This window comes from Bartonella sp. AA168HLJHH (assembly GCF_042197365.1).
Classification (GTDB): domain Bacteria; phylum Pseudomonadota; class Alphaproteobacteria; order Rhizobiales; family Rhizobiaceae; genus Bartonella.
The window spans coordinates 194,717-218,246 of the sequence record NZ_JBHIRS010000002.1; the positions used below are offsets into that span (position 1 = coordinate 194,717).

17 protein-coding genes are annotated in these 23,530 nt (G+C 35.9%); 5 read left to right on the forward strand and 12 right to left on the reverse strand.

The features are described 5' to 3' along the window. The first annotated feature begins 577 nt into the window (after window positions 1-577). Window positions 578-1,462 carry a metallophosphoesterase family protein gene (locus tag ACFINM_RS02730; protein WP_375640248.1) on the forward strand — a complete coding sequence of 295 codons (885 nt, stop codon included), beginning with the start codon at window positions 578-580 and terminating at the stop codon, window positions 1,460-1,462. 1,375 nt (window positions 1,463-2,837) lie between these two features. Here ACFINM_RS02730 and ACFINM_RS02735 read toward each other — a convergent pair. From ACFINM_RS02735 to ACFINM_RS02790, 12 genes are all read right to left on the reverse strand, one after another. Next, window positions 2,838-3,662, reverse strand: a complete 825-nt coding sequence (locus ACFINM_RS02735; protein ID WP_375620684.1) for an outer membrane protein — start codon at window positions 3,660-3,662, stop codon at window positions 2,838-2,840. Between the two features lie 451 nt (window positions 3,663-4,113). Then, window positions 4,114-7,038, reverse strand: a complete 2,925-nt coding sequence (locus ACFINM_RS02740) for a bifunctional [glutamine synthetase] adenylyltransferase/[glutamine synthetase]-adenylyl-L-tyrosine phosphorylase (RefSeq protein ID WP_375640251.1) — start codon at window positions 7,036-7,038, stop codon at window positions 4,114-4,116. A gap of 90 nt (window positions 7,039-7,128) precedes the next feature. Beyond that, window positions 7,129-8,511, reverse strand: a complete 1,383-nt coding sequence (locus ACFINM_RS02745; RefSeq protein ID WP_375610111.1) for an ATP-binding protein — start codon at window positions 8,509-8,511, stop codon at window positions 7,129-7,131. Next, on the reverse strand, window positions 8,508-9,194 hold the full coding sequence (locus ACFINM_RS02750) for a response regulator transcription factor (protein WP_273791552.1): 687 nt from the start codon (window positions 9,192-9,194) through the stop codon (window positions 8,508-8,510). The genes ACFINM_RS02745 and ACFINM_RS02750 overlap by 4 nt, the downstream gene beginning before the upstream one ends. A gap of 72 nt (window positions 9,195-9,266) precedes the next feature. Continuing rightward, window positions 9,267-10,778 (reverse strand): Do family serine endopeptidase, encoded by a 1,512-nt coding sequence (locus ACFINM_RS02755; protein WP_375611163.1) that lies wholly within the window; start codon window positions 10,776-10,778, stop codon window positions 9,267-9,269. Window positions 10,779-10,996: 218 nt separating this feature from the next. After that, window positions 10,997-11,407 (reverse strand): cytochrome c-type biogenesis protein CcmH, encoded by a 411-nt coding sequence (locus tag ACFINM_RS02760; protein WP_375628209.1) that lies wholly within the window; start codon window positions 11,405-11,407, stop codon window positions 10,997-10,999. A 1-nt stretch (window position 11,408) separates the two neighbouring features. Continuing rightward, window positions 11,409-13,388 carry a heme lyase CcmF/NrfE family subunit gene (locus ACFINM_RS02765; protein ID WP_375640254.1) on the reverse strand — a complete coding sequence of 660 codons (1,980 nt, stop codon included), beginning with the start codon at window positions 13,386-13,388 and terminating at the stop codon, window positions 11,409-11,411. A 7-nt stretch (window positions 13,389-13,395) separates the two neighbouring features. Beyond that, entirely contained in the window at window positions 13,396-13,875 is a 480-nt protein-coding gene (ccmE, locus tag ACFINM_RS02770) for a cytochrome c maturation protein CcmE (RefSeq protein WP_375611160.1), read from the reverse strand. A 77-nt stretch (window positions 13,876-13,952) separates the two neighbouring features. After that, window positions 13,953-14,723 carry a tetratricopeptide repeat protein gene (locus ACFINM_RS02775; RefSeq protein ID WP_375640259.1) on the reverse strand — a complete coding sequence of 257 codons (771 nt, stop codon included), beginning with the start codon at window positions 14,721-14,723 and terminating at the stop codon, window positions 13,953-13,955. Window positions 14,724-14,957: 234 nt separating this feature from the next. Further along, window positions 14,958-16,376: an ATP-binding protein gene (locus ACFINM_RS02780; protein ID WP_375612998.1), complete on the reverse strand. Its 1,419-nt coding sequence runs from the start codon at window positions 16,374-16,376 to the stop codon at window positions 14,958-14,960. Beyond that, window positions 16,376-17,041 carry a response regulator transcription factor gene (locus tag ACFINM_RS02785; protein WP_375612999.1) on the reverse strand — a complete coding sequence of 222 codons (666 nt, stop codon included), beginning with the start codon at window positions 17,039-17,041 and terminating at the stop codon, window positions 16,376-16,378. The genes ACFINM_RS02780 and ACFINM_RS02785 overlap by 1 nt, the downstream gene beginning before the upstream one ends. A gap of 21 nt (window positions 17,042-17,062) precedes the next feature. Then, entirely contained in the window at window positions 17,063-17,299 is a 237-nt protein-coding gene (locus tag ACFINM_RS02790; protein WP_375622279.1) for a hypothetical protein, read from the reverse strand. Window positions 17,300-17,646: 347 nt separating this feature from the next. Here ACFINM_RS02790 and ACFINM_RS02795 point away from each other — a divergent pair, with 347 nt between their 5' ends. The 4 genes from ACFINM_RS02795 to ACFINM_RS02810 all read left to right on the forward strand — a co-directional run bounded on the left by ACFINM_RS02795 (window position 17,647) and on the right by ACFINM_RS02810 (window position 22,260). Continuing rightward, a complete protein-coding gene (locus ACFINM_RS02795) occupies window positions 17,647-19,797 on the forward strand; it encodes a transglycosylase domain-containing protein (protein ID WP_375640266.1) in 2,151 nt (716 codons plus the stop codon). A gap of 17 nt (window positions 19,798-19,814) precedes the next feature. Then, window positions 19,815-20,411: a DUF1214 domain-containing protein gene (locus ACFINM_RS02800; RefSeq protein ID WP_375620677.1), complete on the forward strand. Its 597-nt coding sequence runs from the start codon at window positions 19,815-19,817 to the stop codon at window positions 20,409-20,411. Beyond that, window positions 20,404-20,943 (forward strand): hypothetical protein, encoded by a 540-nt coding sequence (locus tag ACFINM_RS02805; protein WP_375620676.1) that lies wholly within the window; start codon window positions 20,404-20,406, stop codon window positions 20,941-20,943. Before ACFINM_RS02800 ends, ACFINM_RS02805 begins: the two co-directional genes overlap by 8 nt. Window positions 20,944-21,474: 531 nt before the next feature. Next, window positions 21,475-22,260, forward strand: a complete 786-nt coding sequence (locus tag ACFINM_RS02810) for a DUF1499 domain-containing protein (RefSeq protein WP_375620675.1) — start codon at window positions 21,475-21,477, stop codon at window positions 22,258-22,260. Window positions 22,261-23,530 lie beyond the last annotated feature (1,270 nt).

Sequence of the window (23,530 nt, forward strand, 5' to 3'; positions counted from 1 at the left end):
AATAGTTTTAAAATTCAGCTTATCTTTTTACGTATTTACTTGTCTTTTGTAATTAGATAACGTATTGATTTATAACTCAAAATACAGTGGAATTCTCCTTATTTCCAATATCCTCATATTAAAACAATAAAAAACATTCTCTTGCGTATTATTAGAAGAGATGCTGTATGGATAGAAAACATCGAAGAAAAGAGTGAAATACCTCTTATGAATCCTCTTAAAACAAAGCAAGGATTTTCATAAAATTGGGGGAAAATAGTATGATGTTTTTTATTTGCACCTTGTATAAGCGTAGAGATGGTAGTGTACAGTAAGCCCTATATAGTTCACAGAAGCTTTCTATTATAGCATCAAATACCGGTCGTGAAATTAGCTCAAACACATTGAGAAATGTTTTTTTTACAAATATGTGAATGTATAACACAATGATATTTTATTAGGGATATTCTATTTAGAACATCCCGCTTGAGACATTCTTTTTTGCAAGCTAATTTTCATTTACAATCTTTCTTGCCTTTAAGCACTAACTTATCTTATGTTTATTCTTTAAATCGTTTTTAATACTCTACGAGCTTTTATGTTTTATCTTGCCCATATATCGGATGTACATCTTTCCCCTCTCCCGCAACCTTCCCTTTTTGAACTTTCTGGGAAACGTCTTACCGGTTATCTGAACTGGCAAAAAAAACGTAAGAGTCAGATGGCAACAGATGTCCTAGAAACTTTAATAGATGCCTTGAACAAAACAAAACCTGATCACCTTGTGATCTCTGGTGATCTTGTAAATCTTGCTCTCGATAAAGAATTTGTACAAGCTCATCGTTGGCTACTTAACCTAGGAAAACCTCAAGATATTTCTTTGACATTTGGAAATCACGATGCCTATGTCCGCGGCGCTTTACAAAAAGCATGCACTCTCTTTAAACCTTGGATTACAGGTGACATCCCTCAAAAAAGTGCCTTTCCTTATATGCGCATTCGCAAAGATGTTGCCATCATAGCAGCTTCTTCAGCCATTGCGACATTGCCTTTTCAAGCTTCTGGCTATTTTGGTAAAATGCAAGCGCAAACTTTACCGCTCTTTTTAAAGGAAGCAGCACAGCGCAACCTTTTTCGTGTCGTCATGATTCACCACCCCCCCTTTCCAAAGGCCACGTCTTGGCATAAAAAACTACGGGATATAAAACGTTTTCTAGACGTTATCAAATACCACGGTTGTGAGCTTATTCTTCACGGACATACTCATTTACCCACATTGAATTACATTGAAGGACCAATTAAAAAAATTCCTATTGTTGGTGTTCCTTCCGCATCACAAGCTTTTGGTGATAAAAACCCCCCCGCAGGCTTTAATTTATTTTCCATTGAACGCTTACAAAATCAATGGCATTGCCAATTAAAACGTTATAGCATTATCAACCCCAAAAACGAGATTGCATGTACTGAAACAATTAATCTTTAAACACCTTCATAGTTGCCCAAACAACAAAAAATAAAAATATTTTTATTTCATATCCCTTTGGAAATCATAATTCTTATTTCCCTTTTTCTCCTTAAAAGATAAAGTTTCACCTTCTCTGTCAATAGATCAATTTTTCTCAGACAGTTCCATCTGCTGCCCCACTTATGTGACTAGCTTTTTACAAACTTATCGGTTTTCTTCCTTCCCGCTCTAAAGGACGAAAATTCTACCACATCTGATTTATAAATAATTCGGATTCTTGTCTCACGGGTTCCAGCCGCTAATTGCGCATGTGATTTACTTCACAAAGCTCTACACATAAACCCTGCTTTGAATTTCATCATCCACTCCTCCAAAAGCATCTAATGCGTAAAATCCTTATATTATTACAATGATGATATTTTATAGAATAATAGAGACGCTCATTCAGCTTCTATACCTGAAAATCAATGGCTAAAAAAGCCAAATAATAACTAAAGTATATAATTTAAATAACCCAACCTACTTGTGATTCATAAACAAATGATGTTGATTGATTTATCGTAAATAGATTTGAAATGATCCATTACTATTTCACTCAAAATTTATTATCATACATTTAAAAAATTAGGAGAATAATAGATTATATTTCGATAACAGACATAGGTAATAATGTTTTTTATGTCTCAATAAATTCCTAATTTTCTCTCTATTTTTTCCTATAAATCACTTTATAATACTCTTTATAATTATTTTATTATTGAGTTATATTGCGGATGTAATTTTACGTTCTTTAGAATTTTTTGCGAGCTTTTTGTTATTAAATAAAATATTTTACGATACCGCAAAACAGAAAAGTTGATTGTATGAAAGATCTTTCAAATAAAATAAAATGCCATTAGCTTGCCAATTCACATGTTGGTTTAAAAAGCATCTTTTAAAGCACCCAAACCCATTTCCCGACGGTACCTATGAATGATGTAATGTTAAGTCCATTTAGCAACACCATCTTCACGTTTATGGAAAAGCAAGCTAGTATCAAAATCTCACACTTTGCCACCCCCTAATGTAGCGACAGCCTTTAGCACTTAAAATGGTTCATAAGAAGCATTTTTATTCTTTCTTTAATGTTTTTATCTCACGACGCCCCCTCTTTTTGACGTGCAAAAGACATGGTTTTGATCGGTTCAATATGGTATAGGTTTAAAATGAGAAAATCTTATGACACTTGGGTCTCTCACTCAACATGACAAAAAGTAATTTATGTTTACAAATCAAAGTATTGTTCGAATAAAATAGTAGCTCTTTTGAGTAAAGGATATTTACTAGAACATATCTGAAAAATAAAAGCCTCATTCGAAAATGAGACTTTTGAAGTGTTTAATTCTGCAAAAAATTAAAATTTATAAGCTACACCCACACGAAAATCATTTGTCTTGTAGCCCATTTCAAATTTATCCTGTATGAACTTCTTTTTGCCAAAATCTGAATAACGATATTCTGCACGTACAATAATATTATCAGTCATTGCAAAATCAATACCACCTCCAAGGGTATAACCAATCATGGTCTTTTTTTCATCATGCAACCAATCAGAAAAATCAACTTCTCCACTTTTGCTATCAGCTACTGCCGCAAAAATATTCTGAAGCTGCGTATAAGCAATCCCTCCAGAAATATAAGGCATCATACGCTCAATCGCAAAACCAACTCTCACCCGTGTAGCACCAGCCCATTTTTGTTTTAAAGTATGACGTACAGCTTTAATAGGTGTTGTCGAATCCTCCTCATGCAAATCTCTTGTTAGACTTGTTTTTTCTACAAGTTTTGGTGTTTCTTCAGTTGGACTTTTTTTCGGTAGATTGACATCTTTAGAATCCTTTTTACCAAACCACATAATATCTGTATCAATACCTATAATAAAACTATTATCGATATCAATATTGGAACCTGCATAAACTCCCCCGATAAAACCAGAAAGTTTAGGTAAATTCTCCTTTCCAATTGGATTCCATATCCCTGTCTCATGTTTTAAATAACTTGCAGTTGTTTTACCTGAAAAGTTACCAATCTGTCCTCCAAGATAAAATCCTGTCCAAGACAAAGCAGGTGCTGGAATAACAGGAACAGGTTGTTCAGGAATAACGATATCCGACGCCTGTACTACAGAAATTGAAATTAAAGAAAATATAGATGTTGAGGCTAAATACTTTGTAATCATAATTGCTCCCCTAAAAGCTAATGTGATACATAAATAATGGTAAATCGTTTCACAATTTTTTGAAAAAATCTATAGCAAAAATGACACAGTTAAAAAATTAAAATTAGTTTTAAATAAAGCTTAAATATTATTTATAATTTCCAGAAGCTATTAATCTATAGCATCTTTTATAGCTTCATATTGATCATTATTATCTGAAATTATATAAATAATTATAATGTCAATTTTTTGAAAAAATGAGATAACGCTCATAAAAAATATGATTCACTAAATTAATCACTCATCGCTTTTTGTATAAAGAATGATACCTAGAATGGAGAATTTTTTCATCACACTTGAAAAAACAGTAGAGAACTTCACTCTAACCCTCTCAAGCGTCTATGAAATGAAAGACAAAAATTAATATATAAAAATGGAATTAATAATTTTTATTTATTCTTATAGAATTATTTTAATATTTCATGATTTTTGTAAAAACTGAACAGACCAATTGCCCAGTTTCTGCAATTAATTTTTCCACACGAAGCAAATCAGGTTCCCCAACACTATTCAACAAAAGATCACTTAATCTAGGTGGCATGTCATTGGGATCAAGAGAATCATTTAAGCAAAGCCGTATAATTTGACTCAAATTTGTATAAAGACGATAGGCATAATGTAAATCAGCAATACATGACTGATTAAGAAAACTGTTTGGTAAGTGATCTAAAATATCCGCTGTCGTCGCTCCAATTTGAAACTCCATGACATGCGTAATAAGAGAAAATTGAGCAATAAACTCCAAATCCATAATGCCACCAGACATCGTTTTTAAATCCCATTGATTTTTTGGCGGCTTTTCTTTTGCAATCAAGGCACGCATTTCACATACTTCTTTTGCAACTTCCTTCTTATCACGAGAAATAGCAATAATTGCATACACTTCATTTTCTAGCTTTTGTAAAAAATCAGGGTCTCCTGCAATGCCTCGAGCCCTTGTTAAAGCAAGATATTCCCATATCCATGCTTCTTGGCGATAATACTTTTTAAAAAATGGAAAAGAAACAGCAATAGGTCCTTTATTGCCTAATGGCCGTAACCTTAAATCAACGACATAAAGAATACCTTGGCTTGTAAGAGTGGATAAAGCAGAAACGAGGCGTTGTGCTAAACGCGTATAATATTGAGAGATATAAAGAGGCTTTTCTCCATCAGATATTTCTGCATCATCATCGTGTTCATAAAGCAAAACGAGGTCAACATCGGAATCTGCTGTTAATTCGCGACTTCCAAGCTTCCCCATACCCAATATGCCAACACGCCCCCCTTTAATACGACCATGACGACGAGAAAATTCCTCTTGAACGGTAGCAAATGTTTTTGTAATCATAAGATCAGCAAGCGCAGTAAAAGCAAAACCCGCTCTTTCTCCTGTAATTGTACCGTTTAAAATTCGAATACCAATCAAAAAACGTTGTTCATCTGCAAAAATCCTTAAATGGTCAAGAATTTCCTCATAAGAAAGAACATTTTCAAGAAAATATTCAAGCCGTTTTTCTAAGTACGTTTTGGTCGGTAATTCTGAAAGAATATTCGGATCTAACATTCCATCAAAAACATGGGATCTGCGTGTAATAATTTCTGCAAGACGTGGAGCAGCACCCATAATAAGGACAAGCATATCCAAAAGAGAGGGATTAGACTGCAAAAGACTAAAAAGCTGAATTCCTGAAGGTAAGCCCTGTAAAAAACCATCAAAACGCAACATCGCCTCATCAGCTCGTTTTGTCCCACCAAAAGCTTTCAAAAGAGCTGGTGTTAATTCCGTTAATCTCTCGCGTGCTTCGGCTGATTGCGTTGCTTTATAACGACCAAAATGGAGCGTGCGCATAATACGACAAATATCACTTGCTCTTTCGAAGCCTAAACGGCTTAACGTTATTAATGTCTCCGGATCATCTTCTTCACCGGTAAAAACTAAATTACCAATTTCTAAACCAAGTTCTTGCTCATTCTCAAACAGTGCTGCATAATGTTTTTCAACAACCTGAAGTGTTTTTAATAAATCACGGATAAAATTGCTACTGTCTTGATAACCCATTAAATAGGCAACACTTGTGAATTGAGCAGTATCATTTGGAAGAAGATGTGTTTGTTCATCGAAAAGCATTTGAATACGATGTTCCACATTTCGAAGAAAAGCATAACTTTTTATAAGGCTATTTCTCGTTTTCTCACTGATCCAACCAAGCGTGTGAAGTTCTGCTAACATTGCAACTGTCTGACGTCCACGTAATTGAGGAAAACGTCCACCAGCAATGAGCTGCTGTGTCTGAACAAAAAACTCAATCTCACGAATACCACCACGACCTAACTTTATATTATGCCCATAAGCTGCAATTTGACCGTAATTTTTATGCGCATGAATTTGACGTTTGATCGAATGAATATCAGCAATAGCAGCATAATCTAAATATTTCCGCCACACATAGGGAAAAAGCTCTTTGAGAAAGTTAAAACCTGCCCTCTTATCACCAGCAACTGGACGTGCTTTAATCATGGCTGCTCGTTCCCAATTTTGCCCACGCCCTTCGTAATAACGCAATGCAGTCCTTACTGGTAAGGCCAAAGGGGTTGAACCTGGATCTGGACGAAGACGAAAATCAAGACGAAAAACATATCCTTCCGCAGTGCGTTCTTGAATGATACGGATTAATCGGCGTACCATTTTAGAAAATACGTTAACACTTTCAGAAAGATTACCAATATGAGATGATGTTTCATCAATGAAAACAATAAGATCAATATCAGAAGAATAATTAAGTTCCCCTGCTCCTAACTTTCCCATCCCTAAAATAATTAAACCACAGTCTTTTTCTGGATTCTCACGGCTTAATAAATTGATCTTACCATGATCATGCGCTTCTCTTAATAGAAAACGTAGTGCTACACTTAATGCTGCTTCGCCCAAACGTGTCAACCAAGCACATGAAACTTCGTAAGTAAAAACACCACCCAAATCAGCTAAAGCAATAAGAACATGCGCTTCTCGTTTTTTGCGCCTTAAAGCAGCCATCAATGAAGTTTCATTTATAGCTTCATCTTTATCAATAGCTGTAATATCATCTATAATTTCGCTCAGCCTTGTTTCTATATCAACATTTAATAAAGCACTAAGATATGATGGGTTGGCAATTAAAACCTCACGCAAAAAAGGAGATAAGGTCATAACCGAACTGATAAAATCAATCTGCGTTCCACTCTCTGAAATGATGGAAACAAGCGATTCTAAACCTTCTTTCCTTGCTTGTTCTTCCATGTCTTTTAACCATTGGGAACCACTTTTATCGAGAGGACATAAAGGGAGAAGCTGTGTTTTTAAAAAAGCTTGTTTCATCTGTGCTCCCTTGAAAAGCATTTTGCTTTCCTTTCTATTGCTTTATACTTTTAAAATAGTTGTTACGTATGAAAGTGAAGAAAAATATCTTTAAGGAAATAACAAAACAGCCCTAAGCCCTGGATTTGCATTTTCAAGTAACAATTCACCCCCGTGAAGCTTCATAACCGCTTTTGCTATACTTAAACCAATCCCAAACCCAGGTTGTGTGCGGCTTTCTTCAAGACGAACAAATCGTTCTGTCACTTTTTCACGTTTATCCTCTGCTATTCCTGGTCCATTATCGCTCACAACAACTAATAAATGTTCATCACGATATTCCATTGATAAGCAAACCTTCGCTTGCCTTCCACCTTTAGGCGCATATTTAATTGCATTATCTATAAGATTAAAAATTGATTGTGCAACAAGCTCACGATTCAATTTTAGCTCTTTATCAAATATATCTCCCAACTGAAGTAAAACACCTGACTCTTCAGCAAAAGGTTCGTAAAGCTCAACAGCATCCTCAATAATCAGTTTCATATTCATCATTTCAAGATGTTCAATTGCACTGCTGGCCTCAATACGTGAAATCATTAAAATCGCATTGAACGTACAAATAAGTTGATCTGATTCTGCAATAACCCTATCAAGGACCTGACGATATTCAAGCTTTGTCTTATTTCCTGAAAGCGCTTCTTCAGCGCGATTTCTAAGACGCGTTAACGGCGTTTTCAGATCATGAGCAATATTATCTGATACTTGACGTAAACCAATATTTAACTCTTCAATGCGGTCTAACATAACATTAAGATTGGTTGACAATCGATCAAACTCATCCCCTACTCCAGAAACAGGTAAACGCCCACTGAAATCACCATCCATCAAGCGCTGTGATGCAGCCGTTACATGATCAATCCTTTGTAAAGCTCTCCTGCCAACAAAAAACCATATGAGTAAAGCGCCTCCAACCATTGCAGCAAGTGCAATGATCACAGCTTTGCGAATAACAACAGCAAAACGTTCTGGCTCATCCAAATCACGTCCTATAAGAATCTTCATAGCATTAGGTAAATCAACAATAACCGCCAAAGCGCGATGTTCACTTGTTTTGCCATGTTCTCCAAAACGGGAATACAAAAAAGAGGTAGAAATAAAACCACTCTGATTCAAAAGACCTAATTCAATACGTGCTACATTTCCTGCTAAAATACGCCCCATAGAATCTGTAACAAGATAAAGAAATGCTCCTGGTTGTCTTGAACGATAATCAATAGTGCGCATTAATAAGGATAATCCCCCATAATTATAAGCATTTTCAATATACTTTAATTCTTCATGTAAAGCCTGTTCAGTTTGCTCTGTTAACAATGAAGCAGAAAATGCCGTCATATAAATAGAAAGTCCTGTTGCCACCAATCCAAACAATAAAATGTAAAGTGCTGAAAGCCTTAGCGCCGTCGTGCGCATTATATTAATCAAACGATTCATGCTTTGTTATCTGGTACTTTCAGCATATATCCAGCTCCACGCACTGTATGGAGAAGGGGAACATCAAAATCTTTTTCAATTTTGGCTCTCAAACGAGAGATATGGACATCAATGACATTCGTTTGTGGATCAAAATGGTAATTCCAAACGTTTTCCAAAAGCATAGTGCGTGTAACAACCTGCCCCGCATAACGCATCAAATATTCAAGTAAACGAAACTCTCGTGGTTGCAATAGAATGTTTCTATCACCTCGTTTTACCGTATGTGCTAACCGATCAAGCTCAAGATTACCTACACAGTAAACAGTTTCTGCTTCTTTAGGATTTTTCCGCCGTTGTAAAACTTCAACACGCGCAAGAAGTTCAGAAAAAGCATAAGGCTTTGTCAAATAATCATCTCCCCCTGCACGCAGCCCCGTTACACGATCATTAACTTGCCCTAAAGCAGACAGAATAAGAACCGGTGTTTCATTGCCTTTAGCGCGCAATTCAGCAATAATAGAAAGACCATCACGATGCAAAAGCATTCGGTCAACAACCATAACGTCATAATTTTCCGTGGTTGCTAAAGCGTATCCCGTATCTCCATCATAAGCAACATCAACAGAATGCCCTACTTCCAAAAATGCTTTTTCGAGATAATGCCCCGTCTCATGATCATCTTCAATAACGAGTATCTTCATAAAACGTATCTCCATTATTTTATTATGTTGTAGGACAAATGTTTAATAAATATTTGTCCTACAACTAAAGCTTTATTTTTTGAAAATTGGAAGAGCAACAAAACGATTTTGATCATTTGTTCGCACTTGTAAGAGTATAGCCTTTCGTCCTAACTGCTGAGCATTTTTGATTGTGTTAATAATATCAGAGACTCGTTTAACTGGTTTATTATTTACTGTCACAATGATATCACCAGGGCGTATCCCTTTATCTGCAGCATCTGAATCGGTATCGACATCCGTTACGACAACCCCTACACCATCATCAGAAGGCATAACAATCAAACCATAATCTTCCAATGTTTCATCTAAATCACTCTGTCCATTTGAATATTTTGAAGTCTCTTTCTTACTTTCATCTTCAGACATTGAAGCGAGTTTAACCTTTATACTCTCCTCCTTACCTGATCTCCAAATCCCTATGGTTACCATTTCTCCTGGTTTAATATTTGCAATACGTTTCGCCAGCTCACGCGCATCAGCAACTTTTTCATTATTCACTGAAATAATTACATCACCCGCTTTAATACCAGCCTTTTCTGCCGGTCCTTTTAACGGATCAGTAACCAAAGCACCTTTGGCTTCTTTCAATCCTATTGAATCGGAAATCTCCTTTGTTACCGGCTGAATCTGAACACCTAACCAACCACGTTGAACTGAACCTTTTTCAATAAGTTGTTGTACAACCTGTTTTACAGTCGCTGCTGGAATAGCAAAAGCAATCCCAACATTTCCTCCAGAAGGAGAAAAAATTGCTGTATTAACCCCAACAACCTTTCCATTAAGATCAAACGTTGGACCACCAGAGTTTCCTCTATTAACAGCAGCATCAATCTGAATAAAATCATCGTACACACCAGTGCCAATATCACGTCCACGTGCAGAAACAATACCTGCTGTCACAGTTCCACCAAGACCAAATGGATTCCCAATGGCAACAACCCAATCCCCAACACGAAGCTTTGAATCATCACCAAAATCAACATAAGAAAATTTTCTTTTATCATTCACTTTTAATACGGCAAGGTCGGTTTTGGGGTCTTTCCCAATGAGCTTTGCGTTCAATTCTGTACCATCATCAAGAACAACAGTATAACTTGTTCCGTCAGAAATCACATGATCATTGGTCACAATGTAACCATCAGACGAAATAAAAAAACCCGATCCAAAAGCAACAGGACGGAGTCTCTGCGATTGGTGCGGAAATTTATTTTTAGGTTTATCAAAATCATAAAACTCTTTAAAAAATCTTTTTAAAGGATGCTGATCTGGTAATTGATCAAGTCCTGGACCACTAAAAAAGTTGCTAAAGAACCTATCTTCTTTCTTTTTATTGCTCTTTACTTGTACTGCTACAACGGCTGGTTTCACTTGAGCAACAATATCGGCAAATCCCTGTTGTTGCATTAACGAAGTAAATACAGAACTTGCATGAGCCTTTGTCATCCACAAGCTTGATGTACATCCACTAAAAAACAGTGCACTTTCCAATATCGCAGAAAAACTCACTGCGACAAATGTTTTAAAGAAAGCCTTTTTAACCATTTATTCTATGCTCCTATTCAATCATACCTTTATTTCAATTCCGATCACTTATAAAATACCAGACCTTACCGTTTTCTGTCTAAATTATTAAAGTTTTGTAAGGTTTCAGTATTCCCTAATATAATTACAATAAGATTGTCTGCTCATTGCAGATGATCTGATTTTTTTCTTTTATGTAACATTTTTTTTAATGCAATGACATTTTTGACTGTTCTTTTTCATTCACATAACTCATGATTATTTCGTTTGAAGTGGAAAAATATGATACTTACGCCAATGATAATAATGATCAAAGGCGAGAACCATAAAAACCAAGTTATCTTATTCAATGGTGGTTTCAAGAGAATAAATTCACCATATCGCTCAACAAGAAAGTCAGTGACTTGCTGATTACTATAGCCCATTTTTAGCCTTTCCCGAATTAAAAGCCGTAAATCACGTGCTAAAGCAGAATCTGAATCATCAATTGATTGATTTTGACAAACAGGACAACGTAAATGCGATGAAATATGGCGTGCTCGCGCTTCAAGAATCTTATTCTTTAAAATCTCATCCGGCTCTACTGCTATTGCTAATCGAAAAGGAAACGTTGCAATTAAAAAAAATACAATCCAAAGAATTTTTTTCATCTCAATGTCTTTTCCAAAAATTTAAAGCAAGCACTACCCTATTGTACATGCCAATGCGAAACCAATACCCCAGAAGAGAAAGACATCCCCCCATAGCCATCATGAATGCCCCTAACCAAATACATATTACATAAGGCTTCCACCATACGTGCACAACGAGACCCCGATTATCAATATGTCCCGGTACAATATATAGCTGTGATAAGCCATGATTTTTAAGACCAACTTCTGTTATTGATGTATTTTGGCTTGAATAAAATCGCTTTGAGGCTGTTACATGACCTACAATGTTTTTATTTTCATATATTTTAAAATAAAACTCCATTGTCGAATAATTCGAACCAACACCATCATACACTGCATCAAAATGAAGCGTTTTATCCGCTATCGTCACCCTATCCCCTACGTTCATGATTAAAATACGTTCTTGCCCAAAACTTGCTACGCAAACAATACCAAATAATGTAACGCCTAATCCCATATGTGCTATTGCTGCACCAAAAGTAGACCATGGCAATCCAAGAAATCTCTTAACGCGTACTGAAAAAGCTCTCTTGCCATATCCACTCTTTCCCCATAGATCCGCTAAACTGCCTAAAAAAACAAACGCTGAAAGCCCAATCCCTAAAACTGCAAAAATATCACGCACAGATGTCGCATAGAATATTATAAAACAGACGATACCAACCAATACAAAAACAAACCACAAGCGTTCAAAAACTGCAAGAAAATCACCGCGTTTCCATGCCATCATTGTCCCAAATGGAACAAACAACAACAGCAAAACCATTAGCGGTCCACAGGTAAGATTAAAAAAAGCAGCCCCTACAGAAATTTTTTGCCCTGTTAATATCTCAATAAAATAAGGATAAAGCGTACCAATCAATACTGTTGCTGTTATTGTTGTCAGTAACAAGTTATTTAAAACAATAAACCCTTCACGTGAAATTGGTTGAAAAAATCTTTCTGTTTTTAAAATAGGGGTACGCAAAGCAAAAAGAAGAAAAGCAGCTCCCGTAAAAAAAAATAAAAGAGCAAGAATTGCTTGCCCGCGTGCTGGATCAACAGCAAAACTATGAACAGAAACTAAAAGCCCAGAACGCACAAGAAAAGTTCCCATCAGAGAAAGGGAAAAAGTAAGCAGCGCTAAAAACAGAGTCCAACTTTTCAATATTTCTCGTTTTTCGAGAACAAGAGCAGAATGTAAAAGAGCCGTTCCTGAAAGCCACGGCATAAACGAAACATTTTCAACAGGATCCCAAAACCAATACCCCCCCCATCCTAGCTCATAATAAGCCCAATAAGAGCCAACCATAATACCCAATGTCAAAAAACACCAAGCAAGTAAAAGCCACGGACGAATCCCACGCGCCCAAATTCTATCAACCTGTCCCATAATCAATGCCGCAACGGCAAAAGAAAAACAAAGTGAAAAACCGACATAACCTAAATAAAGTAGCGGTGGATGAATTGCTAATGCGATATCTTGTAAAAGAGGATTGAGACCATTTCCCTGCAATGCTGGTGGATTCACGCGTAAAAATGGATTGGATACAAAAAGAATAAATAAAAGAAAAGCAGTTGTAATCCAACTTTGGCAAATTAAAACAAGCGTCTTAAAATCTTCTGGCAAATGTTGGCTAAAAAAAGCCATCAATGCGCTAAAAAAAGCAAGACTTAAAACCCATAACAACATAGAGCCTTCGTGGTTGCCCCAAACACCTGTAATTTTATAGAGCATCGGTTTTTCTGAATGAGAATTCTCAACAACGTTCAAAACAGAAAAATCAGATACGACATAAGCATAAATTATCACTAAAAAAGATAAAAGCAGTAATGTAAAAGTGATATATGTTAGAGGAACAACTGTTTGCATTAACAAACGCTCTCTCCACCAAAAACCTAAAGCAGGTAAAAATGCCCCTAATAAGCTTACTGAAAATGCTGCAGCTAAAAAAATATGACCCAGTTCGACAAGCACAATCGAATTATTTCTCCATAATGTAATGTTTTTTCAAACGATCAGCTGTTTCTTTAGGCATATAAGTTTCATCATGTTTTGCTAAAATACGCATCCCTATAAAAAAGCCCTGTTTATCGAAATGCCCTTCTACGATCACCCCCTGACCTTCACGAAAAAGATCCGGTAAGGCACCATTGAAAACTACTTTTTCATGTTTTTTGTTATCCGTTACAAAAAAAACAACGCCTCTCTCTCCAACATATTGAACAGTTCCCTTTTCAACAAAGCCACCCAAACGCAAAGGGCGCTCCGTTAAAATATCTTCTCTTGTAATTTCAGAGGGCATTCTAAAAAAACTGACCGCATGACGCATTGCATACACTATGAGACTTGCTGCAATTGTCATAACCAAACAACATAATAATATGATCAGTAAGCGCTTTTTTTTTCGCTGCTCTAAAATAACCTTCCATGAGGCAGAATTCTTTAAAGATTGACTGTTCATAGACACTCTGCGAAAAAATTTTAAATACGTTATAATTAAGTATCAATATTTTATTTTTTAAGAGCTTTGCACATCTTCTACATAGGTGCAAGATTTCTTTTCTTTGTATGCTTACTCGATAAATCACGTAACTGAATCATCATTTTTTTAACACGTGATTGTCCTGAAAAATTTTCAGGCATTGTATCAAGAAAGCTTTGTAAAAATTGCACTGCCTGTGCAGTTTTTCCTGCTTGATGCAATGCATCGGCTAACAATAAACGTGGATAAAAATCTGTTGGCGCTAAATCTGCTGCTTTTTGAAAAGCATTTTGCGCTTCTTGCGTTATCACTCCCCCTTCATAACCAACCAATGCTAAACCGTATCCTACAAGCCTTGGAGCTGTTTCTCCATTCAAACGAAGTGCATCTAAATAAGTATTCACTGCTTCTTGAAAAAGGCTTTCTTCGAGATACCCTACCGCTAACGCATCTGCTAGCTTGCCATCATGAGGTGCACGGAAAAAAAGCACTTGTAAACGAATAAGCTTTTCTTGCTTACTAAGAGTTTGAGGATCCTTATCCATTAATTCGCTAAAAAAATAACTTTTCACTTCTGGATTGCCTGTCAGCCCATAAATATTCCATGTCATAAGGAGAACAAACAAGATACTTAAAGCCTTAAGAATATTTCTTTTTTTATAATGCATATAAAGCTTGTTAAACTCAATCATACGCTTATGGCTTCTATAACCACCCACGGTTTGAACTTTCCATTCTTTTTTTATCTCATCGTCAAAACGTAGTGAAAGAAAAAGAACACTTGCCAGAAAAATCAGAAAAAATGCTGCAAAAATCAATAAGAGCATATCGTTTTTTTCCAATACGAACAGAGAATAACTCGCTTACATTTTATCCTCTTCATGAGAAAAGTGATGTGAATTAATAAAAATTCATTTTTTCATGGAGAATATTATAAAATCTATTATATATATCAATTAAACAAAGAAACTAAAAACAATGTTTCCCTACTCTTTGATGTATTATCTGAAAATACTGCTTTACAAACTTTATAGACATTTCTTGCTTAAGGAGAAAATATGTTATTCTCCCATCTTAGGTAATAAAACTTTTGCATACAACCCACCCAAATCAGAACGTGATAAAAAGAGATTGCCACCATATTCACTGACCATATCTGAAACAATTGCTAACCCTAAGCCTGACCCTAGTTTACTTTCATTAAACCGCCGCCCTCTTTTTAATGCTTCATCAATTTTGTCTTCTGTTAAACCAGGACCATCATCTTCTACAAAGATACTAAAATATTCTGTTTCTTCAGCATTTTCTTCTAAACAACAAGAGATCAAAACCTTTGCGCGAGACCACTGAGTAGCATTTTCAATCAAATTCCCTATAATTTCTTCTAAATCTTCCTTCTCTCCAGAAAAAACAATATCATCAACATCCATAATAAATTGAATTTGTTTTTCAGGATTAAGCTTTTTCATAACCCGCACCAAGCGTTCAAGCACACTGCGAACAGACGTATGATAGACAACACTATCGCATTGTGCTGCAATCCGCGCACGCTGAAGATAATGATTGATTTGAGCTTGCATTATTTGCGTTTGCTCTCTCAACAAACTAGCCTTTTCTCCGCGCATCTTATCTGTCTCATTCATAATCACGGATAGAGGCGTCTTCAATGAATGCGCGAGATTACCAACCTGTGTGCGAAATCGCTCGATAATACGCTGATTATTATTAATGAGAGCATTCATCTCTTGTACAAGCGGCATCACTTCGCTTACTAAATCCGTATTCACATAATGAACTCTTCCTTCGCGAATATCATTCAATGCACATCGAATAAGCTTCAACGGTTGAAAACTAAAGAAAATAATAGCAATATTAATAAGAACACTCCCGATACCGAAACTCCAAAGAAAAATTTGCAAAGTTCGCTTAAATTCCTTTACCTGGGCATGAGCTTCATCGATATTCCCAACAAGCCGAAAACGTGCAATATGATTTTTATTATCAAGAACAACATCACTCTCAATCACTTGTAGCTTTTGACCATTGTTCCCCGTTATCCGATAAGAGCGAAAGAATTTATTGTCAAAAGGTATATCAACATCACTTGGTGTAAATATCTCGCCTGTTCCCAATGAGGGAGATGTCAATCTTCCTTTTAAATTATGGGATATCGCAACAACTTCCCAATACCATCCTGTTGTTGGATCAGAATAACGAATATCATCAATCCCAGCCCCTCCTATCAAAGTACCTTCCGATGACACCGTCACTGTTGCAATAAGACTGTAGAGTTGAGCAGAAAGGATACGCTCTAGGCTTTGTTCAGTTGAACGCTTATAAAATAAAATACTTACTGCAGAAATCGATAAAAGAGAAATAACAACCCATAATGTTGATAAGATCATAACACGTAAACTGAGAGATCGAGTAATTACAAAAAAGAACCTCCTACACCAATTATTCTCTTCAAAAACATTCATTAATCACCTAGCATTCTCACGCGATACCCCATTCCTCGAATAGTTTCAATCAAATCCACTCCAAGCTTTTTCCGTAACCGACCTACAAAGACTTCCACCGTATTCGAGTCCTTATCAAAATCCTGATCATAAAGATGTTCTGTAAGCTCTGTTCTTGAAATGACCCTGTCACAATGATGCATGAGATACGAAAGCAGTCTGAATTCATAAGATGTTAGTTTAATCAATTGACCATCTACAAAAACACGAGACGTCTTTGTATCCAACAAAACATTTCCGCAACATAATGCACTTGTCGCATGTCCCGTAGTGCGACGAATTAATGCTCGCAAGCGCGCCATCACTTCCTCCAAATGAAATGGCTTCACAACATAATCGTCAGCTCCAGCATCAATACCTTGCACCTTATCAGACCAACGGTCTCGCGCCGTTAGCATTAAAACAGGCATGGAGAGCCCTTCTTGACGCCACTTTTCAACAACACTAATACCATCAATCTGCGGTAAACCTATATCAAGTATCACCGCGTCGTAAGACTCTGTGCTCCCTAAAAAATAAGCCTCTTCACCATCGAAAGCACTATCGGAAACATATCCTGCACGTCTTACAGCTTCTGCTAATTGATGGTGAAGATTCCGATCATCTTCAACGATTAAGATACGCATCACAACACCATCTGCTAAAGACTAATCAGCAGGAACAAAAAACTCAACACGACGTAACTTTTCACCATTACGGGCTGGTACAACAACTACAATTGCACACATGTCCTTTCCATCCTGAACAACCGGTTTTGAACGGACGAGAACCCCGCTCTCTTGCGCGGCAGCCTTCTTACCTACTTCAGCACACCCAGAAGCTAGAACAGAATCTGCTTCTAAAAAAGCTGCTATTATTACGAATAAGAATTTTTTTTTCATCATAAATATTTCAATAACCCATCTCTTCTCTTCCTTGATAAAGGGTAAAAGAAATAATGGTTTTTTTTTGGTCGATTAAAAAATCACAAATGGAAATAATTTATCCTCTATCTTACAGAATAACATATTAACATTACTCCAAATTTTTAAAAAATCAAAAAAATATTTTTAATAATGAGAATAAAATTTATTCAATAAAATAATAAAATATTAATATACTATCTTACAAAAAATGAATAATTCTAAAACAAATTCTTTCTCTGTTAGAACTATAGAAAAAAAATACTTCTACTCCATATAATTATTGTAGATTTGTTTGGTTGTATTGCTTTGCCATAGGCTCTCTTTAAATGTTTGATTTTTTTAAAAAAAAGAAAGGGCAACACCGTAAGCCATTCCATAGTCCTGCTCTCATTGAATTAGACGCACGATTAGACACAGCGCTTTATCACATTCGTTCTGCTAACAGTTTTTTCTGGAAAAAGGCAAAAATCGTCTCACAAAATTTTCATCTTCAAGGATGGAAACGTTTTATCGTTGAAGTTCTCGATGAAATACTGACATTAGGGTTGATGGGATTTACTCTTTTCACTATTTTGGGCATTTCTGTTTTTGAACTGACCAAAACAGATTGGTCTTCTCCTAAAAACTTTTCCATTCTTTTTCTAGATCGCTATGGAAATTCCATTGGGCACCGTGGTGCACTGCCGGCAATCTCTGTCCCCGTTGAAGAAATGCCTGACACTGTCATTAAAGCGGTTCTCGCTACAGAAGACCGTCGTTTTTTTGATCATTGGGGCATTGATTTTCAAGGACTTACACGGGCAATTTCACAAAATATGCAAGCTAAAGGTGTGGTGCAAGGTGGTTCAACTCTCACACAACAATTGGCTAAAAATTTATTTTTAACAAACGAAAGAACCATAACACGTAAAATCAAAGAAGCTTATCTTGCTCTTTGGCTAGAAGCAAATTTTAGCAAAAAGCAGATTTTACAACTTTACCTTGACCGAGCCTATATGGGAGGAAACAATTTTGGTATTGCCGCAGCGGCAAAATTTTATTTTGGAAAAAACATACGTCATGTCTCTTTAAGTGAATCTGCTATGTTAGCAGGACTCTTTAAAGCTCCAACAAAATATGCTCCTCATAGTCATCTCTTTGCAGCTCAAACACGTGCCAATATCGTCCTTTCTAATCTTGTTAATAGTGGCTTTATGACGAAGAGCCAAATTATCAATGCGCATCGCCACCCTGCTAAGGCACTTCCCCAAAGAGAAAATAATCAGCCAGATTATTTTCTTGATTGGGCATTCGAGGAAGTCAAAAAAATGCGTAATCAACTTCCAAGCCATAGTTTAATTATTCAAACGACCCTTGATCCGAATATTCAAAAAGCAGTAGAAGAATCAATTGCATATCATTTACATCAATATGGTCAACAATATCGTGTAACACAAGCAGCCACCGTTATACTCGATAATAACGGTGCGGTATGTGCAATTGTTGGAGGACTAGATTACAAAAAGAGCCAATTTAACAGAGCAACACAGGGCGGTCGACAACCTGGTTCTTCATTCAAACCTTATGTTTATGCAGCCGCAATGGAACATGGATTATCACCCTCAACAATCGTTCTAGATGCTCCCATCAATTGGGGAGGTTGGACACCCAAAAATAATTCTGGTCGTTATCTGGGAAAAATTGACTTAGCAACAGCTTTAGCCTTTTCCATTAATACAGTCCCTGTTTATCTCACCTACCAATATCTTAACCGCGATACCCAACCTATCATAGATCTCATTAAAAATATGGGGATTAACGCGCATATTTTATCACACAAAACGATGGTTCTTGGCACTTCCAACATGACCCCCATGGATCAAGCTACAGGCTTTAATGTCTTTGCCAATGGAGGAATAGCGGGTAATCGTCATGGGTTTACGCAAATCAAAACAATTGATGGTCGTGTTGTGTGGGATTTCGAACATAACGGAAAAAAACTACACCGAGTTCTGAGTGAACAATCAGCAGCTTATATGAATCAAATGATGGTGGGTGTCACAACACGAGGATCTGGTAAGCGTGCTGCGTTGCCCATGACTCTTGTCGCTGGGAAAACTGGAACATCACAATCTTATCGTGATGCTTGGTTTGTTGGCTTTACGGGAAATTATACGGGAGCGGTATGGATGGGAAATGATAATTTTTCACCGATGAATCGTGCTTTTGGGGGTGGCGTTCCTGCCATGATATGGCATCGTATCATGCTTGCTGCGCATCAAAATATTATGCTCAAACAGCTCTATGGTGTTAAAGATTCTCTCCTTCCTTATCAGCCTCCAGTACTTTCTTCCCGTGTAGATTCTGAAGTTCCTTCCCCAATACCCTCTACGCTTTCTCCTGAAACATTAAATATCGTGCGATTGATTAACAAAGATCTGAAAAAACCATCTGCAATTTCTTTGAAGATGAAAACAACTGGAGATTCAACATTTTGAATTCAAGATATTCACTGATGTTTTTTAATATCACCATTTTCTTTTTTATCTTCGCTTTTTCCATTTTATGTGGAACACTGAGTGTCGATTATGTGCTCAATTCCTTTCCTCATTTTGGACTCTTTAGAATTGGAAAATGGAGTGCTTATCCCCAAATGGGAACCGCCAATATGGATCCTTATACCCGCGCCCGCACCGCTAAACAAGGCATTGTTTCACTCGGACGAACTGAAGGTATTCAATTCCAGATTTGGCAAGATAACCAAGGGCGTCCACTTCATCATCACTGTCATTATTTACTCAAAGGCACCATCCCTGAAACCCGTCTTTTTACCCTTTATACAGCTGACAAATCCCTAAAACCCTATACTTCATCCAAAGAAATACCTTTTGAACTCCACACGAACGCTATTATTTATGAGCATGATGGCTCATTGCGCATTAATATTTCACCCACACCGCAAACCGGCAATTGGCTTGCAACAGTTAGTCAAAAAGAATTCGGGCTTATTCTTACCTTATACGATACCTCAATCATCTCTGCAACGGCATTACAAAAGCTTACAATGCCATCAATAGAACAAATTCCATCAGGACAAATAAATTGTGACTAGATTTATTCATACCGCACTTCTTGCAATCATTGGCGCTATTATCGTTCATATTTGCGTTCTCTTTCTGATCCCCTATTGGGCACAAGATAATATATGGACAGCACTAAAAAAATCTGGAACCTCTTATCAATTTGTCGATTTTACGCCCAATAATCCTATTCAGCAATCTGCTGATCCACTCTTTCTTCTTAAAGTCTGCAGATTTAATCTTGAAAATGGACCTGTTCATTTAAAAGCTTTGAAAACACAACAATTTTGGTCACTAGCAGCCTACACACACGACGGAATTATTTTCTATAGCCTTAATGACCGAACAGCCCCTGATGCGACACTTGATCTTATCATTGGAAAACCAATACAAATCATAGAACTCAAAAAATCAAAACCTAAAAAAAATGCCAATTCAGTTTTGGTTGCTAAAAATTTGAATGAAGGGTTTGTTATTTTACGTATTTTTGTCCCTTCTTCCCTTGCAAAAAAAGAAAGTGAAGCTTTTCTTTCATCTGCAACCTGCCGCATATTTTATGAATAAAAACGGACTAACCTCTCATTTGTACAACACCTTCCTTTCTATAAAATACATAAAGCCTATCAAAATGGTTATCTTTTTTCTCTATTAATCAAATATTCGAATTCAGATTTATCTGATTGTAGATCCCTAAATTTTTTATTGAGGTAGAATGAAATCTCTATTGCACATCATCATATCCTATTTGAGACGCATTATCTGACAGAAAAAACTCCCCGCCATTAGAAGAGAAAAATCAAGAGTAAAGTTCTAAAAATATATGCTGCTAACAACCGTAGAACTTGTTATTTGAGTTTATTTCTTTTTATTTACAAACATTCCCATAAAATTCGCATCAATGACATGATAAATTATAGAAGAAATACTGATCACTTTCAATGAAGTGCTAAAATAACCGCTGGAAACTTATAAGACATTACACATCCTTGACCTCAAAAATAAGTGCTTTATTTTTGGTTTATGAGCAGAAGCTTTTTGTAAGATAGCACTCTGAAAAAACTTGGCTTATAGTTTACAATCGAGGGGAAAAACTTCATGAAGAAGAGATATGTTCGGTTCGTTTCAAGAGCAGCAGTATGGTCCCCTCGATTTGGTGGATTGTCGTTCTTTATTTTATTATTTTCAGTCATTTTACAACGTTTTTCCGTCATTAACGTAACTGACTTCATAATTTTGATCGGAATCTCTACTGGCTGTGTAATTATTTCTCTTTTTCTGGCTATTAAAGCACTTCATAGTTTGTGGGTCTATGGTGCTCTAGGGGGAATGAAAGCTTTAAAAGGGATCATTTATTCGTTGATAACAGCCACACCATTGATGCTCTTTTTTGGACTTTGGTTTACCTTACCGGCTCTTTACGACGTTTCTACCGATACACAAAGACCACCGGCTTTTTTTCGCACAATACGTCCCAGCGATGCTTTACCACTCAAAAGTGTTTTGACTGAACAAGCAGCAATACAGATGTCACAATGGCCAGAAATATCGGGGCGCCGTTATGATGGCTCACCTGACCGTATTCGCGAATCCGTTCTTAATGTTTTAGCAGCCTATGATTGGCCTGTTGTGGCTCAACGAGAGTTTAAAGGTGAAGAAAATGCGCTTTATATTGAAACAATGGCAAAAACTTTTTACCTTGGTTTTATTTCAGACATTGTGATACGCTTAACCAATGAAGGGGATACAACTTTTGTTGATATGCGTTCTGCTTCTCGTTATTTGCTAAGAGATTTGGGAACGAATGCTGCTTTTATTATCGATTTTATGGATGCCCTTGATACAGAAATCGCCTCACTTCCTCTCTCACAAGACGATGAATAACAATCTAAGAGAAATAAGGCATTTTATTTCATAAAAGTTGCCTATTTTTCAATAAATCATGATACATAAGCAAACAATCACTTTTCAAAAACTATAAATTGATAATCCTTATACAAAAGATAATAATCTCAAAACAACCCATGCTTGAAATAATGAAAAAGATTAAAAAAATAGGAAATAAAAAACAGAAATATTGATAATAATATTAAAGTCTCTGTCTAACTGTAATCAGTAAATATTTTTTAAAGTTTAATATTATATAAAAATAATAACTTATTTTTTATAAATAACTCTACAAATAACACCTTATAATTATATTTTTAAAATAATATAACAACTTGATTTTATATTATTTTAAAATTCCCATATATTCAATTAATAAATTTGCAGCATAATATAATATAAAAAACCTAATTGTTGTTAATATTGTCCTTTTTATACTCCAGTTCTTACCTTTAAATCTATTGTAAAAAAACATGCAAAGTCCAAATCCAATTGCTGTCATTAAGGAGCTAGTAAAAGTATGCATAACAAAAAATCCAGACTGAAATTTCATCTACTTTATGAATGATTTAAGAGAGAGAGCAATAGAGTATAATTCAAATAATAAACTTAACTTAATTAAATATAATTTTATATATAAACAATCTTTATAAAATTCCCATATATTTAACTAATAAAATTCCAAAATAATATAATATAAAAAACATAATTGTTGATAATATTTTCCTTTTTATACTCCAGTTCTTACCTTTAGATCTATTGTAAAAAAAAATTGAAAATCCATATATAAACGTTACCAATAAGGCGCCAGTAAAATTATTCATAACAAAAAAATCCAAAATAAAATATCTATTGTCTTAAACAAAAATATCCCTGAAATCAGTTTAGCCATAGCTTTAAAGTATGTTTACGATATCACTGATCTCAGAAATATCTTTATCGTTATTTTCTAAATAAATTAGAAACAGTGTTCTTCCACTTTACGGATGGCATTGATTGTACTTATCTATCAAACCGATAGGCAGCTCCTAATAATCCGCCTCCTACTACTCTAGGTAGACCAGCTACTGCACCCAGCCCCTCCTCCTAATAAAGGGCTCCCACGAGACCGCCTGTGCCTACTGTTTGAGCATAAGAGCCTGCGCTACAACCATCTTATTCTGGAAAAAGCCAACTTTTGGGATGTGAGTTACTACTTTAATCATCTGATGATGCATGCTATTTAGCAAAAAAATCAAATATAATTTGTAAAATGTATAAATTATGA